Here is a 16,419-nt window from a genome sequence, read left to right as displayed (position 1 = left end):
GAAGAAACAGGCTCACCTGAGCCGAACAAAGAAACGCAACAGGAATCGAAAAAGTCGAAATCAGGCTTGTCGATGTCATCCGTCGTGTAGATGATCCGGCGCACGCTTTCTGGGAAGGCGAAGAACGGCACGACGTGCTGCCAGTTGCGCCGCCAGCTCTGAGTGATCGCCGGATATCGCTAGCCCCAGTAGCCGGCCTCGAATTCCTCCAGGGCCTTCATGCCGGCTTCGGCGTCCTTGGCCCGGTAGATCGCACGCAGCGCCGGCACGACGGGCTTGCGGTCCTTCCACGACACGAACTCCAGGGAATGGCGGATCAGGTGCACGATGCAGGTTTGAACCACGGTTTGGGGGAAGACGGCGTTGATCGCCTCGGGAAAGCCCTTTAGGCCGTCGACGACGGCGATCAGGACCTCGGCGACGCCACGGCTCTTCAACTCGTTCATGACGCGCAGCCAGAACTTGGCGCCCTCGGTCTGCTCGATCCAGATCCCCAGTATCTCCTTGCCGCCGTCGGGCAGGATGCCGAGCGCAATGTAGATCGCCTTGTTGCGGACGAAGCCCTCGTCGCGAATTTTGACCCGGATGGCATCGAAGAAGACGAGCGGATAGACCGCATCCAGCGGGCGATTTTGCCACTCTGCCACTTCCTCCAGGACGGCGTCGGTGACGGCCGAGATCAGGTCCGGCGACACGTCTATGCCGTAGAGCTCCTCCAGGTGGCCGCGGATCTCGCGCACCGTCATGCCGCGCGCATACATGGAGATGACCTTCTCGTCGAAGTCTGGGAAGCGGCGCTGATATTTGGCGATCAGCTTCGGATCGAAGGTTCCGGCACGGTCGCGCGGGATCGTCAGCGTCATCTTCGATGTGCCCGTCAGCACCGATTTCCGCGAATGGCCATTGCGGCGATTGGCGCTGCCGTCGGCCTGCTCCTCATCGAGGTGCTCGTCCAGTTCGGCGTTCAGAATCCGCTCCGAAAGCGCCTTCTTCAGATCGTCAAGCAGCCCGTCTCTGGCGAAAACCTCATTCGGATCGCGACCCGCAAGCAGTTGGTCCAGAAGTTCCTTCTCAATAGCCATGTGATGATTCTCTCCTTTCCATCATCATGGCCTCGCGCACAGAATTCCTGACAGTCCCCACGACGTGAGAGACCTCCTTGTAGGCGTCGCCTTCCGAAGCGGCGCCTTTTTCATGTCCTACTCTTCGTGAAATCGATTGTTTCGATGCATTGCATCCACAGAATGGATGCACCCTTATCGATCAGATGGAGATTTCAGAGTCTTCGAATTGCTCGCGCGACGCTGAAATGGCAACAGCCGTTTGCCTACCTCATTCTCGACGCCCGCTACGAGAAGCTGCGCGAAGCCGGCATCGTCATGAGCGAACGGTGCCGATCGCGGTCGGCATCGACTCCGACGGAAGGGCGCCAGATCCTGGCCGTCGAGATGCCCAATCGCGAGAGCCGCTAGGCCTGGAAGGACTTCCTCGTTGAGTTCGGGGGGCGGCCGATTGCGCCGCTCATCTGCCCGTTTGCACGGCCGTCGGCAACAGCTGGTGGAGCGCCGAGCTTCCACCAGCAGGCCGTGGCGGTTCTCCATCAACCCATGTCCCATGAAGCACAACCTGGCCTCCTTGCCCCGCCCTTTGCGGTAGAGCCTGGCGTCGGGGTCGGTAGTCGAGGTGTGCGTCTCGTTCGATCGCCTCTCGCCGTGGAAGTCCGCTTCCGCATTGCGTCCGCCGCCGTCTGCCGGCGGTTCGCCATGACCGCCGCTTGGGCCGCCCTTTGGCTTGACGCTCTTCATCGAAGCCCAGGCCTCGATCAGCGTGCCGTCGACCGAGAAGTGATCCGTGGACAGGAGCTTCTTGACTTTGGGTTGCGCCAGCACGGCCGCCAGGAACTTCGCCGCGATATCGCCCTCCAGCAGCCGGTCACGGTTTTGGAGAACACCGAATGGTCCCAGGCTGCGTCGTCGACGCCGATGCCGACGAACCAGCGGAACAGGAGGTCGTATTCCAACCGTTCCATCAAAAGCCGCTCCGAGCGGATCGAATAGAACGCCTGCAAAAGCATCGCCCGCAGCAGCTTCTCCGGCGGGATAGATGGCCGTCCGATCGGCGAATATAGCGCCGCGAACTCACGCTCCAGCCTCGACAGGGCTTCAGTCACGATCGTCCTGATCGCCCGCAATGGATGATTGCGCCGAACCCGGACCTCAAGGTCCACGTAGCTGAAAAGTTCGCCAGTTCGATCGTCGCCGCCGCCACTCGCCACCTCCGAATCCCTTCGGAGCCAGTGAATCATTGCTGCGGTCTGGTGGCGAGGGCCTTTTTCAACAGATGGGGTGATTGGGGTCTCGCCCGAGTCAAATTGAGGGCGGCTGCTCCTGTCGAGATGTGAGAACGTGGTCGATGTAGATCGCCACAAACATCAGGAGGAGCAGCCATGAAGTATTTTGCCGGACTTGACGTGTCTTTGGAAGAGACCGCGATCTGTGTCGTCGACGAGAGCGGCCGGATCGTGAAGGAAGGGCGGGCGGCGAGTGAGCCGAGGGCGCTTTATGAAGCCTTGCGGAAAATCGATCTGCCGCTGGAGCGCATCGGGCTCGAAGCCTGTTCGCTGACAGCCTGGCTTTATGACGGTATTCGCGCCGAAGGATTGCCGGCGATCTGCATCGAGACCCGGCAGGCCAACGCGGCGATGAAAACGATGCCGAACAAAACCGATCGCAACGACGCCCGCGCCTTGGCGCAGATCATGCGCACCGGCTGGTATCGGCAGGTGCATGTGAAGAGCCAGCAGTGTCGGCTCTGGCGATCCCTCCTCGTTGCGCGACGCACGGTCCTCAATGAAATGCGGACGATCGAAAATGTCGTCAGGGCGATTCTGCGGGAGGCCGGCATCAAGCTCGGCACTCCAGGCCGCGCAGCTTTCGCCCATCGCGTGCGCGAACTGATTGGCGCAGATACGGTCATCATGGCGCTTGTCGAGCCGCTTCTGGCGATCGTGGCAACGATGTTGCGCGAGTTCGGGCGACTGACAAAGCAGGTCTTCAATATCGCCCGCAAGGAGCAAGTCTGCCGGCGCCTCATGTCCGTGCCCGGTGTGGGACCCATCACCGCGCTCGCCTTTCGTGCCACGGTCGATCAGCCGGACCGCTTTCGCCGATCGAGGGATGTCGGAGCGCATTTGGGTCTGACCCCGGCACGCTATCAATCTGGCGAGACGGACATTCAGGGCAAGGTAAGCCGATGCGGTGACGAGCTCGCCCGCACGGCCCTCTATGAGGCGGCTCATTCGCTGCTTGTGCTCAGCAAGAAATGGTCGAGCCTCAGAGCGTGGGGTATGAACGTCGCCAAGCGGCGCGGTATGGCCCGAGCCCGAGTTGCTGTTGCTCGCAAGCTCGCTGTCATCCTGCATCGCATGTGGAGCGATGCGACAGAATTCCGCTTCGGCAAGGCACCCGGCCCCGTATCGGGATAACGGACCAACGAAGGAGGAGTTGATTCCGCCCGAAGGGGCGTGATCCGGATCGTTCCCGTGGGGACGACGGGCAAGGCGATCTCGTTAGCAGGCACGATCCTGGGACGAACTCTCCCAAGGTCGTTCAACAGATTGAGAGGCCTCGCTCTACTGACCCCATCATGCGGCGGCTTAACGTCGACCGCGAAGAGAAGCGAGTGACCCGCGGGGCGACACGGTCCGGAAAAATATCAGGAGGAGCTTGACCTCAACGACCCCAATCAGAGAAGCCTGCTAGTCGAACATTGTCGTTCTCGTTGATAATGGATACGGCGCCAACTTTGAGAAGTTGTTGAAGGGTTAACCCCGCATTAAGGCAGCGATGCTGGTTGTCTGTATCTTCGCGAGTCAATAGTATTTTCCCACCGCCAAAACGATGGCGTTTCAAACTCTGTTCATAGGCACGCATGAGTCGAACCTTACCGATGGCGGCGGCCGTCTGCTTCTCGTCAACTCGCAGAGATCTGTCAAGATGATTGAAGTGACTTGAGCCGACCGCGACAGCACCAGAGGTGACGATGATCACCTGCTGCCCGCGTGCGAAAAATCGGACGACATCCTCTATTAGGGTCTGAAGCCAAGGACCGCGTATCTCTCCGGTTTCTGCATCGGCGATCAGTACCGAGCCAATCTTCACTATCAGCCGGCGAGCCGAAAGCAATCGGATCGGGGTTGCTGGTGCTGCCGTTGAGTGTTGCTGCACTAGAAGTGAAGACACGTCTCTCCAATCTCACCTTTCCTGAGCGGCACGGCCTTGGAGGGTATAAGGGCGCACGAGGCGCCCTTCTTTTTTCGTATCGGCTGCCAGCGCTTCTTCGTGGTAGGGGCTTCAACAAGCGGCATTCGCCTTCCGTTGTCAGAAGCGGTAGGTGACACCTGCGCCTATCAACCAGGGATCGAGAGCAGCCTTCCCCGTCAGCTTCGCGCCGTCCACCGTGACGTCGAAGTCTGGCTTCAGGAAAAGCTTCTTCACGTCGAAGTTGACGCCCCAATGCTGATCCACCATGTAGTCGAATCCGACCTGCAGCGCTGTGCCGAACGTGTTCTTAACGTTGAGAGCATCGGCGCTGCCGGCATCCTGCTTATAGAAGATCGTGTAGTTCACGCCGGCGCCGACATAGGGCTTGAAGGCGCCGAAATCGGTAAAATGATACTGCAATGTGAGCGTGGGTGGGAGCAGCCAAGCCTTGCCGATATTGCCCAGCCCGCCGATCGCTTCTTGGCCCTCGATGTTGGCATAGGTGGTGCCAAGTATGAGTTCGGCGGCGATGTTGTCGGTGAAGAAATACGAGATATCAAGTTCCGGAACCACCGTGTCCGAATAGGAAAGACCGGAGCCGGGCACCGTATTAACGTAGCCCGAATCCTCAGTGATGACCCCCAACGCGCGCAGGCGGATCTGCCAATGGCTAGGCCATTCCGTGACCGCGGCTCCCGCCGGCGGGACGCTCGCGGCTTGCGCAAGCTCGGCCGCGACGGCCTGCTGTCCCGCCAACATCAGGAAGATGGCCGCTGTTATGCCCCGTGCCACGCCCATTCGCTTTCTCTCCATGATATTCTCTCCTTGCTCTTCAGAAATGATACACTTTACTATGACTTATCAGGCTAGAATTACTTAAGGTTGACGGAGCGCTCATCCTCCTCTTGCGTGATCTGTGCACACATTATTTTGCCGTGCTCGCAATCGTCGAAGTTGCTCTTGTTCGGGCCCGGCCAACTATCGAAGGCCATCGACGTGCCAACCGATCACACTGCGAAGGAAATCGTTGCCTAGGGCAATGAATGCGGCCGCTCGCGATTGTCCTTGCCGTAGCCGTGACCGCCCGCGTCGGACTCGTAGAAGTAAGCGGGATAGCCAAGAGCCTGCAGCTTTGCGGCCCTCTTGCGCGCGTGGCCCGGGTGGACGCGGTCGTCCCGCTTCGTGGTGGCGAGCAATATCGGCGGATAAGGCTGTCCGGCGTCGCGGCCTGAGAGGCGAAGATTTCCTTTAGGAAAGTCCATTCCTCCAGCTTGTCGGGATCGCCATATTCGTCAATCCAGCTTGCGCCCGCCAAAAGCTTGGTGTAGCGGCGCATGTCGGCAAGCGGAATTTTACAGAATAGCGCGCCGAAACGCTCAGGATAGCGGGTTAGCATATTGGCGATCAGCAGGCCGTCATTTGAGCCGCCCTCGGCGGCAATCCGGCTCGGGCGCGTAATACCTCTTCGCAGGAGGTCGGCGGCAACGGCGGCGAAATCGTCATGGGCGAGACGCTTGCCCTCCCTGCGCCCGGCTTCGTGCCAACGGGTGCCGAACTCGCCGCCGCCCCGGATGTTCGCCACCACGCACGTGCCGCCACGGTCGAGCCATAGCTTGCCGATCGAGGAGTTGTAGTAGGTCAGGAGCGAAATGCCGAACTCCCCGTAGGCAGTGAGGTGAACCGGGGCATCCTTGTCCCCGTTCGCCGGGCCGACCTGGGTATAAGGGATCATTTCTCCATCGGTCGAGACTGCCTCGTGTCGCGCGATCACCAGCCCGGATGCGTCGAAATTCTTCGGGTTGCACTTCAGGATCACTGGAGCGCCGAGAGGCGGCGGGGCATTGAGGTCCAATAGGAGAAGCTTCGGCGGCGTAATCGGGTCCTGAGCCGAAACGAGGACCTCTCCATTGCTCTCGCGATGTTCCGCATCGAGCGACCAGAGGTGAACAGTTCCTACGGCGGGCACGGTGTCCAGCGCTCGGCGCGTCCATTCCTGGCTGTCGGGGGTGAACATCTCGAAACGCGGAACGAGGTTGACCAGGTAGGAGATGATGAGCTTCCCGTTGTTCCAGAAAAATGACTGCAGGGAGCGCCGGTCGCCTGGTTCAAAGAGGGTGGCAAAACTGCGCTCGCCGGCGAGGAAGGAGGAAAGCGATATGCCGATCAGCGCGTCCGCAGGGTGGGTCGTCCCTCCCACCGTCCAGGGCTTGCGCGGCTTTACCGCCAGCCAGTCGCCGAAGCCGCTCCACGTGGCGTGCTCAGGAAGGTCAATCCGCATCTTCGGCCCGCTCCTGTCGCCGATTCGGCCGATCTTCTTAAAGAAGGCCGGTCGCTCGATGAACCAAAGGCGCTCGCTCTCGGCGGTGCGGTCCAGTTGGCCAGACATGCCGTTGGACTCCAAACCGGTCTCAAAGATTACCGGTGCAGTGAGCGGATCCGCGCCACGCTTCCACAACCGAACGGTGCGCGCGTAGCCAGAGCGGGTGGCCATGCCGTCACCAAGCGCACTGGAAAGCAGAAGCGCGTCCGGGTCGAGCCATTCAATGCCGCCCTTGGCCTCGGGGAGATTGAAACCGTCGGCGACAAAGCTGAGAGACGCCAGATCGAATTCGCAATGCACGACCGCGTCGCTGCCGCCGCTCGACAGGCGCAGAATGGCTCTTTCTCGTCTCTCCTGCTCAAGCGACGCGCCGCCCCAGATCCAGTCCTCTCTGTCGCTAACGGCGAGTGCGTCCAGATCGAGCAGTAGCTCCCGATGGGGATCCACCTTCATGTAGGCGGCAAGGGTGGTCCGACGCCACAGTCCACGCGGATTTCCGGCATCTTGCCAGAAATTGTAGAGGTACGGGCCGCAGCGGGTGGTCAAGGGACTCTTGTCGGGACGATTGAAGATCGCAGTTAGGGCGTCACGGTCGCGATCAAACTGCGTTACACCGAAGTGCCCCAGGGTCCTGGCCGACTGGCTGGCGGCGCAGGCAAGTGCCCGTTCGCCTTCAACATTTTGTAGCCAAAGATAGGGATCATCGTCGGGAGCATTCAGTGTTGGGCGGACATTGAATGCGGTCATGTCCGAATAACGTGAAGAATGATGTCGAGTGGAAAACAAGCGCAAGGTTCTCCTTCAGCTGGGAAAAGTTCGTTTTTCGCGGTGGCGACTCCATGTTCGGCGAGCGTGATCATGGATGGTTTCTCCTCAGCCCAAGCATGGGTCGTGCCAAATGAGAAAACCATTTTAAAACAATGCGATCACCCTGATAGCGCTTGTCTCATGTCCGACATCGTCGAAAATCCGACAATGAGAGCAACCGTAGGGTCGCCAGGGGGCGATGGCGCACGGCTATGGCGCCGATTCCGCGGACCGGTCGATCTGCCTTGAGAATAACTCGACCTCAAGGTCTGGGGCCGGCCGTTGATGCGCGACGAAGACTTTGAACCGAAGCCTCGAAAACAGGGCGCTACCGGGCCGCAGATACCTCGATTGGGCGCTGCCATCAGCCAATCAAGCTCGTGGGGACAGGAGGGAAAGACGCGGCGCAAAGGGAACTTTCCATGGCACGGGGATTGGGCGCGTGCCGGCGTCTGCAGCGAGCTTGCGTCGCGGGTTTGCAAGCTGACGCGGCGCAAGCCCGCGCCGAGGATCCGCCGGATGGAACGGTTGTCTCCGGTCCGGAGCTGCTGGCGCTGACCGCGATGCCATTCTCCGCAAGGGCTAGCGAAGCTAGGAGGGCCACTGCGATCTCGTCCGCACCCATCCAGCAGGAGGCAAGACGTTGTGCCTCGATGGCTAGCAGAAATGCCGGTTTGACATCTCCTCAATAGAAATATCAGGTGTGCCGTGGCTCCTCGATTTTATCATGTTCATAGCTAGAACCAGATCGTGTCCCGCGGCGTGGTGTAGCTGGCGGCAGTGGTCGCCGTGCTGTCCGGCACGGGCCGGGCTGATCAGCGCGCCACGGCTGGCAGGCTGATCAGGGGATCATCGCTCATCTGGCTGATGGTTTCCAGCGTCATGTATCTGGCGCGCTGCACGGCCCATTCGTCGTTCTGTTCGAGCAGGATCGCGCCAACCAGGCGGACGATGGCGTCATCACTTGGGAAGATGCCGATGACCTGGGTGCGCGGCTTGATCTCGCCGTTGAGGCGCTCGATCGGGTCGTCGAGTGCAGCTTGGCGCGGTGCTCCTGGAAAAGTCATTTAGGCAAGCACGTCGGGCTCGGCGTCGTCCATGATTGTCGCCAGCTTCGGCACCTTCGGCCGGATCTGGTCGGCGACGGCGCGCCATTGCGTGCTTGCGGCCCCGGGCGTTTCCTGGGCGAAGGCCGTGGCGATGAAAGCGGAGACGACGCGGCGCCCGCTCTTGCCGGCATGGGCCAGCACGTTCCTCATGAAGTGGACGCGCGGCACCTCTGCCATGTCGCGCACAGCACCTTGGTGACGGCCGCCTTGATGCTTCATGGGCACCGGAGACGACGAGCTTGACGCCGCGCAGGCCGCGGCGGGTCAGCTTGCGCAGGAACTCCGTCCAGATCGGCTCGGCCTCAGACGTGCCGACCTCCATGCCCAGCACCTCGCGCCGGCCGTCCGCGTTGACGCCGACGGCGATGATGACAGCGACCGAGACGATGCGCCCGCCGCGGCGCACCTTAAGGTAGGTGGCGTCGATCCACAGATATGGCCAGTCGCCCTCGATGGGTTTTTCAAGGAATGCTTTGACCTTGCCATCGATCTCTTCGCACAGCCGCGAGACCTGGCTTTTGGAGATGCCGCTCATGCCCATGGCCTTGACCAGGTCGTCGACCGAGCGGGTCGAGATACCCTGGACGTAGGCCTCCTGGATGACGGCGGTCAGCGCCTTCTCGGCCATGCGGCGCGGTTCGAGGAAACCGGGGAAGTAGGAGCCCTTCCTGAGCTTGGGGATGCGCAGCTCGACGGTGCCGGCCCGCGTCTCCCAGTCGCGCTCGCGATAGCCGTTGCGCTGGGCCGTGCGCAACGGGTTCTTCTCGCCATAGGCGGCGCCGGTGGCGGCCCCAACTTCCAGCTCCATCAGCCGCTCGGCGGCAAAGCCGATCATCTCGCGCAAGAGATCGGAATCCGGAGTCTTCTCCACGAGCGCGCGCAGGTTCATCATGTCGTCGGTCATCGATGGTTCCTTCGAATCAGGTTGGTGTCAGCAACCCGACCTTACCGGCGAACTGTCGATGACCACCGCAAAGCCGCTCGCTCGCTGCAGCGCTATCGAGGGCGCGCTCGCGAGCGGCTTCGCTACCGCCGAGCTACACCACCTGATGGGACACGACCTAGAACCACGCAGGGTGGACCTGATTACCCCGAAAAGAGAAAAGGCAGACCGTTATATTTACATGCCTCTCGGCCAATCACACCTGCTTCGTACCGGACGCAGGGCTAGCCAAGTTAATGCCCGGTCGGCGGTGATATTAAAGCGGATGTCATAGGATTCGCCCGCAGGTAACTCCCGGCAAAGGGTTTGTGTTAGATGCAGCCGCAAGAATCCGTTTGCAGGGGGCGTCCGTAATTCAGCACAGTCGAACCCAAAAAAGCGCCGCACCAGCGGGTAGAGTCCTTTGAAGAGTGTTTCCTTTGCCGAAAAGAGCAGCGTTGCTAGCTGATCAGGAGGGAGCGCCGTCTGTCGCGCAATCAAGTCACGTTCTCGCTGGTTAGCCGCCATGGTCAGGATCGATTTCAGCGCATGGCCGCTGGCTATCGCTTCGACGTCAACACCGACTTGCCAGCGTGGATCGCATTTGGCGAAACAGACGCAATGTCCCCGTGCATGGGTTATTGAACCAACAGAGCCTTTTGGCCACACTGGGGCGCGGTCGGAACCGATGGCGATCTCGGCAGCATGTTGGCCCAGCGCCTGCAACGCCGCGCGCGCCATCGCGCGACCGGCCAGAAATTCAGCACGGCGTAGCGGTAGTGCAGTGGACAAGCTGGGAGGCAAGGTCAAGGCGAGCTTATGAAACAGATCTTCCGTGTAGCTCTTGAAATCGAACCGGCCGTGCAAAAGAACTGCATCGACGTATTCCGTGTCGTACAAGGTGACGTCTTTAAGAAATCCGAGCGAACGGGCAGAAAGAGCAATGAGATGCCTGACGGCTGAGGCACGCATGCCGGGGGGTGCCGAGCTCGCCGCCAGAGGCCTCATCGCCGTAGACCCGGTGATCTGCCCAATTTTGATTGATTGATGACCCAAGGCAGGAGTTCCGTTCTGACGCCAGCCTGGCATCATTGATCAAGTTCGCGACCGCTAGGCTAAGCATAGAATAGACAACGCTGCGGAATCGCGCCCGAAATGAAGATGAGGAAGATCGTAGTCTTCCGACTTTTATCCTTTGGCGTCCAAGGGCGGGCCAACGACCATAATGGTAGGCTCGGCAGAAAGCAGATTCTTCGCCGCTGCCTTGACTTGGTCGAGCGTCACCTGATCGATGAGGGCTGAGCGCCGCTGGATGTAATCGATGCCCAGATTGTTGAGCTGCAGGTCGACCAGCGTGGCTGGAATCGAGCTGGAGGAATACAGATTGTCGATGGGGAAGGCGCCGATCAGATGTTTCTTGCTTGCCTCGAGCTCGGCCTCCCTCGGACCCATCTTTGCCAAATCCTTCACCACCTGACGCACGATAGTCAGCGTCTCGGCGGCGCGGTCCGAGCGGGTCGCCGTCGTGACCAAAAGCTCATCGGAATGCTCGTAATGAACCACACAAGAGTGGAAGGCATAGACAAGGCCGCGTTTCTCCCGCACATGGTCGAACAGGCGCGAGGTGAAGCGCGAGCCGCCGAGGATTTCGTTCATCAGCACCGCGGCGAAGAAATGCGGCTCGCTGCTTCCGACGCCTGGACAACCCAATCGCACGGAGGTCTGCGGAATTCGTAGTTCACCTCCACCTGTTGTCCGAGTTTTGCGGAGACATCGGCAACGGGGGAAAGCGTCTGCTTCTCGCGCAAATCGCCGAACAGCTGGTCGAGCTTGTCGCTTACCGTCTCGGCGTCGATGTCGCCAACCACGGCAACATGGAGCCCGTCGCGAGCGAAAGTCGCCTTGTGGAAGGCGCCGAGATCGGCCGGCGTTATGCCGGCGAGGCTCACTTTGGTACCTTCGTCCGGCCTCGAATAAGGGTGCGTGCCGTAGATCGCGCACCGCCATTTGCGCTGGGCGATCGTCTCGGGGTCGCGCTCGATGGCGATGATGTCGCAGAAAATCTGGGCGCGGATGCGGTCGACCGCCTCCTGGTCGAAGCGCGGCCTGTTGACCGCGAGCCTGAGCAAATCGAAAGCAGCGTACTGTTGTTCGGAAAGCATGCGCATCGACCCATTGATGCCGTCGCGTTGCGCGCCGAAGCTCATTTCGAAGCCGGCATTGTCGAGCTTGACCTGGACCGCGTCGCTGTCGAGATCGCCCGCGCCCTCGTGGAACAGGCCAGGTCATTAGATTGGCGAGGCGTTCCTTGCCGGCCGGGTCCTGCGCGGTGCCGCCGTCTAAGACGAAGCGGATGGCGATGATCGGCACCGTATGCTCCTCGACCAGCCAGGCGGTGATGCCCTTTGCCGATTTGACTTCCTGGATATTCATCGCGCGGGCGGCGAGCGCCGGCAAGATGAGGAAGAGGATGGAGAGGAACACGGTGGCGAAGGCGCGCAGGTCTTCCCTTCCCCCACAAGGGGTGAAGGGAAGACCGGGCGGCGAATGCGCATAAGGATGGAGCTCATGATCAATTCCCCGTCTGTTGCTGCGGCAAAAGATAGCCTGTGGTCGAATGATCGAGCACCAGATAACGTGCGGCGACCGCCTTGACCTCGTCGGTGGTGACCTTGCGGACGCGGTCCGGCCTCTCGAGCACGTCCTTCACATTGCCACCGGTGGTGAGCGTCTTGCCATAAGTGTTGGCGATGTGGTCCAGCTCGTCGTGCGCAAAAATCACCGAGCGGATATAGCGGTCTTTGGCCTTGTCCAGCTCGTCGCTGGTGACGCCATCCTTGGCGATCCGGGCGACTTCGGCAACGGCCGCCGCTTCGAGATCGACGAGCTTTGCATCGCCGCGCGGCGAGCCGGAGATGGTGAAATTGGTGTCGTCTAGCATGGTGCCCTGGAAGGAGGCGCCGGCCGCCGAGGCTATGCCTTGCTTGACGACAAGCTCCTGATATAGCCGGCTGCGGTTACCGCCGCCGAGGATCTCGGCCAGCAGGTCGAGCGCCTCGGCCTCGCCGGGCTCTGCCGTATGATAGGACGGCACCACCCATTGAGTGGAAAAGCTCGGCACCAAAACGCGCGCATCGGTCAGCGTCACTGTGCGCCTGGTGTTCTGCTCCGGCTCGACCGGACGGTTGCGCGGGGGCAGGTCCGGCCCGCGCACAACCTTGCCATAGGTCTTCTCGGCCAGCGCCTTCACCGTCTCAGGCTCTACGTCACCGGCCACCACCAGCACGGCGTTGTTCGGTCGGTAGTATTTGTTGTAGATGGTGAATGCGTCGGTGCCGTTCAGCTTCTCCATCTCCTGCATCCAGCCGATGACCGGAATGCGGTAGGGCTGGTTCTGCCGCAACGTCGCGTTGACCTCCTCGTCCAGCAGAGCATGCGGGTTCGTCTCTCTGTGCCAACGGCGCTCCTCCAGGATGACGTCGCGCTCGGTCTTGATATCATCGTCGTTGAGGATGAGGTTGAACATGCGATCGGCCTCGAAGCCCATCATGTCACCCAACGCCGAGGGCGCCACCGTCTCGAGGAAGGTGGTGTAGTCATAGTCGGTGAAGGCGTTATTGTAGCCGCCGATCGCTGAGACGGCTCGGTCGAACTCGCCGGCGGCGTGGTTGGTCGTCGCCGTGAACATCAGGCGCTCGAGGAAATGGGCAAGGCCTGATTTGCCGGGTGGCTCGTCGGCGCTGCCGATTTTGTACCAGACCATATGAGTGACGATCGGCGCGCGATGATCGGGGATGACGACCACTTCCATGCCGTTGTCGAGCAGAAAACCCGTCACCTTGCCGCCGGCGGTGGCGGCCAGAGCCGGAGCGGTCGTCACCAGGGCCAGCGCGGTGGCAATGAACGCGTTGCGCAGCCAGGCGGACGATCGATGGCTCCGGTTGTGGTGGCTGGTCGAAAGGCAAGGTTCGAGGCAAAGTGATTTGTTCCTCATTTTGATGAAGTCGCTGCGTCCCCGTTTCCCCGCGTGGGAGGATCGGCGGGCAGCGCCGAGCCAGATAAATAAGCTCTTCATGGGGCCAGGCCTTACCCGAGCCTCATCTTTGGATCGACCCAGGAGACCTGTGGCGGTATTTCTTGGTGAGGTGATCATTAGACGGATTCTCCTTGGTCCGCGACGCCTTGCGGATGACCAAGCATGCACCGTGCCAGATCAGAAAGCCGTTCGAGGCATGTGGACAAATCGGGCTCTGCCATGTTGCGCATCCGACATTGTCGGACATCGGACAGGGCCGAACGCGACGCGCGCGCGGCTGAGGATATCTTCTTCGTTCGGAAGACGATTGGGCGCGCTGCCGGGGGAGGGGTATAGGATGCGCTTCGAATGGCCGCTGCACTGACGGTGAGAATGGAGATGTTGGTCGCCCCAGCGGAACCCTGTCCTCGACAGCCAGACCGCGTCGATGCTGAACGGCAGAGGCGTGAGCACCCCAGCCAACTCGAGCGCGGAGCCTGCTCGCGTGCTAGGACGGATCTGATCCAAAAATCGGCGAGTTGGGCGATATCCGCGAGGCGCTGGAAAACGAAGATCGTAGGACTCGGGGGGAAAAAAACGCTGCGGTTGCGCGGTTCTGGCGTAATGCGCCTGCCGCGAGGCCGTTGAGCCTGATGAGTTGCTGCGGGAAAGGGGAGTGTTTGCGCGGGACCTTGGTCAACGTAAGAAACAATCGTCGAGCTCGCCGTGGATGGGGGCATGCAGGCACGTTTGTCGCTGGAGGACAGCAGCACGGAAGCTGTCCGCGCTGGCCGTCGTCGCTGGGTACCAAACTGAAGAATTTGGCGGTCGCGATCGAATTCATCTGCGTAAATACCGCCTGGCTGTGCTCGGTTTGCCGGCGAACAGATTTTGCCTTCTTTGCGGCTGCAAACGCATCCCCGGCGGCGTGGTCCCTAAGGTCAAGAGCATCGGGTGAGTAACAGCCTGATCCTGCTCAATCTGATGCGCGCCAACCGCCTCGCCGGATTGTGGAACCGCTCGCGGGTAGCTTCTACCACAAACAGCAAGGTCATGAAATCAAGTAGGAAGTCGTCGATCGCTTGGGCGATTGTTTCTGACTTGCCCTTGAACTGGTCCAGCAAAACGCGCGTTATCGATCGCTTCCACGCTGGTGGCATCGATCAACCCCTCGACCCTCTTGAAACAATCCAATTCGAAACTCCTTCAAGCGCTTGCCAAGCCGTTATGCACGAAGGTAGCTCCGTGAACTACCCGGCCTTTGACCTGGCGGCACGAGCAGCGGTCGGCCTTACGTCCCGTGCCTCCAAGCACCAGCCCTAGAGGTGGCGCTGAGGAGCGTTGGAAGGATCAGGCGCTTCCGGCCATGCTCGAGCGGTAGTGTAGGACAGTGCTTGCTGGCGACTACGGCCAAAATGGAGTGCGCCAGCTGATCGGGGCTTAACAATTTTTCGCTTTTTGCTGCGCCCAAGTCTCGGCTATGAGTCAGGCAGGCCTAATGGCCTGCCCGACGTTGCAATTGTTAAGGAGGAACACGTATATGCCTACTGGAACGGTAAAGTGGTTCAACAGCACCAAGGGGTTTGGATTTATCCAGCCCGACAATGGCGGTCCGGATGTTTTCGTCCACATTTCCGCTGTCGAACGCGCGGGCCTCTCGACCCTCGCTGACGGCCAGAAGATCAACTATGAGATCGAGCAGGATCGCCGCACCGGCAAATCCTCCGCTGGCAGCCTCAGCAAAGCTGGTTGAAATTTTCTCCTGCGTCCTGGCAAGAGTGGGCGCGTAGGTCCGGAGGTCCTCACGGCCGCTCGATAGGAGCGAGCAAAAACTGAGGGCAGCAGATTGCTGCAGGCGTCGCGAATTCCTCATGAAACAAAAAAGGAAGGCGGGGTTGGCCCCGCCTTTTTATATGACGCGCAGATTAAGCCGATGGCTGCAACGCTCCAGAACGAATCTCCATTGCCGAAATCAAGCCGCGACCTTCTTGCGGGTTCGCTTCGTCGGGGCCGGCTCCGGCGCTTCCGGCGCTTTCGGTTTGCGGCCGAGCCCCATCGTCTTGGCCAATGACGAGCGCGCCGCGGCGTAGTTCGGCGCGACCATGGGATAATCCGCCGGCAGGCCCCATTTGGCCCGATATCCATCCGGCGTCAGCCCATAGTGGGTCGACAGATGGCGCTTTAGCGATTTGAATTTCTTCCCGTCCTCAAGGGAGATGATGTAGTCCGGTGTCACCGACTTCCTGATCGGGACTGCAGGCGTAAGGGCAACCGGCTCTTTTGCAGAGACACCTCCGGCCGTCCCTTTCAGAGCCGCGTGCACTTGGCCGATGAGGGCAGGGAGATCCCCCACCGGGATCGGATTGTTGGAGACATAGGCTGAGACGACATCGGCCGTGAGCTCGATGAGGGTGTCGATGTTTTTTTCGGCTTCTTCTGTCATGAAACTCTCCAGGCGGCGTGAAACACAGTCGGCGAAGCGTCGCTTCATAGTGGCGGTCGCCGCTGAAAGCAACAAAGGTCTCGACACGATTATTGCGATGCTCGTCCAGCGAGATCTATGGCGCGGTATCCCGCCGTCGTGATCGTTGATCCGTCCGTTGTTGGTGACCTGCCGCGGTGCTTGCGCATTTTCAGGCGCGTCTCGGCCGTAAGCTTTGCGCCGAAATGACCAGTAATCTCGAAACGAAGCGGGCTATTTCTGTTTCGCCATCCTCTCTTTGGCTGTGAAATCCATGGCAGAGCAGTGGCAGCTTCCTGGTGGCGCGCGGAGAAAGTATCAAGCGTTGATTCGCAATGGTCGAAACGATGTAAATTCATCCGGTGAGCCGCTCTCGCAGCAGGATGTTAGGGATTGGCCCGCTGGTAAACCGAGGACATCACGCCGCTGCTTTGCTATTGAACCGCTATCGCTGTGACAACACATTCCGCAATGGTGGGCGGGTGTAGAGGAGGCGCCTTACGCAAACTAGCGGTTCAGCAGG

Annotated in this window: 9 protein-coding genes and 5 pseudogenes; 4 read left to right on the top strand and 10 right to left on the bottom strand. The window is 60.5% G+C overall.

Translation table 11 applies throughout. From position 1 onward, the window contains the following. Positions 1-68: 68 nt before the first annotated feature. A pseudogene (locus NKJ23_RS29495) lies at positions 69-1,082 on the bottom strand (IS256 family transposase); the annotation flags it as partial. Positions 1,083-1,226: 144 nt separating this feature from the next. On the opposite strand from NKJ23_RS29495, the gene NKJ23_RS29490 reads away from it, so the two are divergent. Beyond that, entirely contained in the window at positions 1,227-1,472 is a 246-nt protein-coding gene (locus NKJ23_RS29490) for a transposase (protein ID WP_352684109.1), read from the top strand. A gap of 96 nt (positions 1,473-1,568) precedes the next feature. Here NKJ23_RS29490 and NKJ23_RS29485 read toward each other — a convergent pair. Beyond that, positions 1,569-2,305 (bottom strand): annotated as a pseudogene (locus NKJ23_RS29485) (IS5 family transposase); the annotation flags it as partial. Between the two features lie 141 nt (positions 2,306-2,446). On the opposite strand from NKJ23_RS29485, the gene NKJ23_RS29480 reads away from it, so the two are divergent. Next, on the top strand, positions 2,447-3,484 hold the full coding sequence (locus NKJ23_RS29480) for an IS110 family RNA-guided transposase (RefSeq protein ID WP_352684103.1): 1,038 nt from the start codon (positions 2,447-2,449) through the stop codon (positions 3,482-3,484). A 247-nt stretch (positions 3,485-3,731) separates the two neighbouring features. On the opposite strand, the gene NKJ23_RS29475 is transcribed toward NKJ23_RS29480, so the two are convergent. The 7 genes and pseudogenes from NKJ23_RS29475 to NKJ23_RS29445 form a co-directional block, all read right to left on the bottom strand. Beyond that, positions 3,732-4,241, bottom strand: a complete 510-nt coding sequence (locus tag NKJ23_RS29475) for an amino acid kinase family protein (RefSeq protein ID WP_352684101.1) — start codon at positions 4,239-4,241, stop codon at positions 3,732-3,734. Positions 4,242-4,379: 138 nt separating this feature from the next. Continuing rightward, a complete protein-coding gene (locus NKJ23_RS29470; protein ID WP_352684099.1) occupies positions 4,380-5,075 on the bottom strand; it encodes an OmpW/AlkL family protein in 696 nt (231 codons plus the stop codon). 165 nt (positions 5,076-5,240) lie between these two features. Beyond that, a pseudogene (locus NKJ23_RS29465) lies at positions 5,241-7,329 on the bottom strand (prolyl oligopeptidase family serine peptidase). Positions 7,330-8,204: 875 nt separating this feature from the next. After that, positions 8,205-9,402: pseudogene (locus NKJ23_RS29460) on the bottom strand (IS256 family transposase). Between the two features lie 216 nt (positions 9,403-9,618). Beyond that, positions 9,619-10,392 carry a 4'-phosphopantetheinyl transferase family protein gene (locus tag NKJ23_RS29455; RefSeq protein WP_352684097.1) on the bottom strand — a complete coding sequence of 258 codons (774 nt, stop codon included), beginning with the start codon at positions 10,390-10,392 and terminating at the stop codon, positions 9,619-9,621. Between the two features lie 216 nt (positions 10,393-10,608). Next, positions 10,609-11,975 (bottom strand): annotated as a pseudogene (locus tag NKJ23_RS29450) (M16 family metallopeptidase). Positions 11,976-11,992: 17 nt separating this feature from the next. Continuing rightward, positions 11,993-13,414: a M16 family metallopeptidase gene (locus NKJ23_RS29445; protein ID WP_352684096.1), complete on the bottom strand. Its 1,422-nt coding sequence runs from the start codon at positions 13,412-13,414 to the stop codon at positions 11,993-11,995. 975 nt (positions 13,415-14,389) lie between these two features. Here NKJ23_RS29445 and NKJ23_RS29440 point away from each other — a divergent pair. Both NKJ23_RS29440 and NKJ23_RS29435 read left to right on the top strand, forming a co-directional pair. Next, complete coding sequence (locus tag NKJ23_RS29440) at positions 14,390-14,758, top strand: hypothetical protein (protein ID WP_352684094.1); 369 nt, start codon at positions 14,390-14,392, stop codon at positions 14,756-14,758. A 217-nt stretch (positions 14,759-14,975) separates the two neighbouring features. Beyond that, entirely contained in the window at positions 14,976-15,188 is a 213-nt protein-coding gene (locus NKJ23_RS29435; protein WP_023679670.1) for a cold-shock protein, read from the top strand. 219 nt (positions 15,189-15,407) lie between these two features. Here the strand turns inward: NKJ23_RS29435 and NKJ23_RS29430 are convergent, their stop codons facing one another. Beyond that, positions 15,408-15,878, bottom strand: coding sequence for a Ros/MucR family transcriptional regulator (locus NKJ23_RS29430; RefSeq protein WP_352684092.1), 471 nt, complete (start codon positions 15,876-15,878; stop codon positions 15,408-15,410). Positions 15,879-16,419: the final 541 nt, after the last annotated feature.

It is taken from the genome of Mesorhizobium sp. M0184, from assembly GCF_040322215.1.
GTDB lineage: Bacteria > Pseudomonadota > Alphaproteobacteria > Rhizobiales > Rhizobiaceae > Mesorhizobium.
Note: the sequence above shows the minus strand (reverse complement) of the source record. Positions and strands in the feature narration are given on the sequence as shown.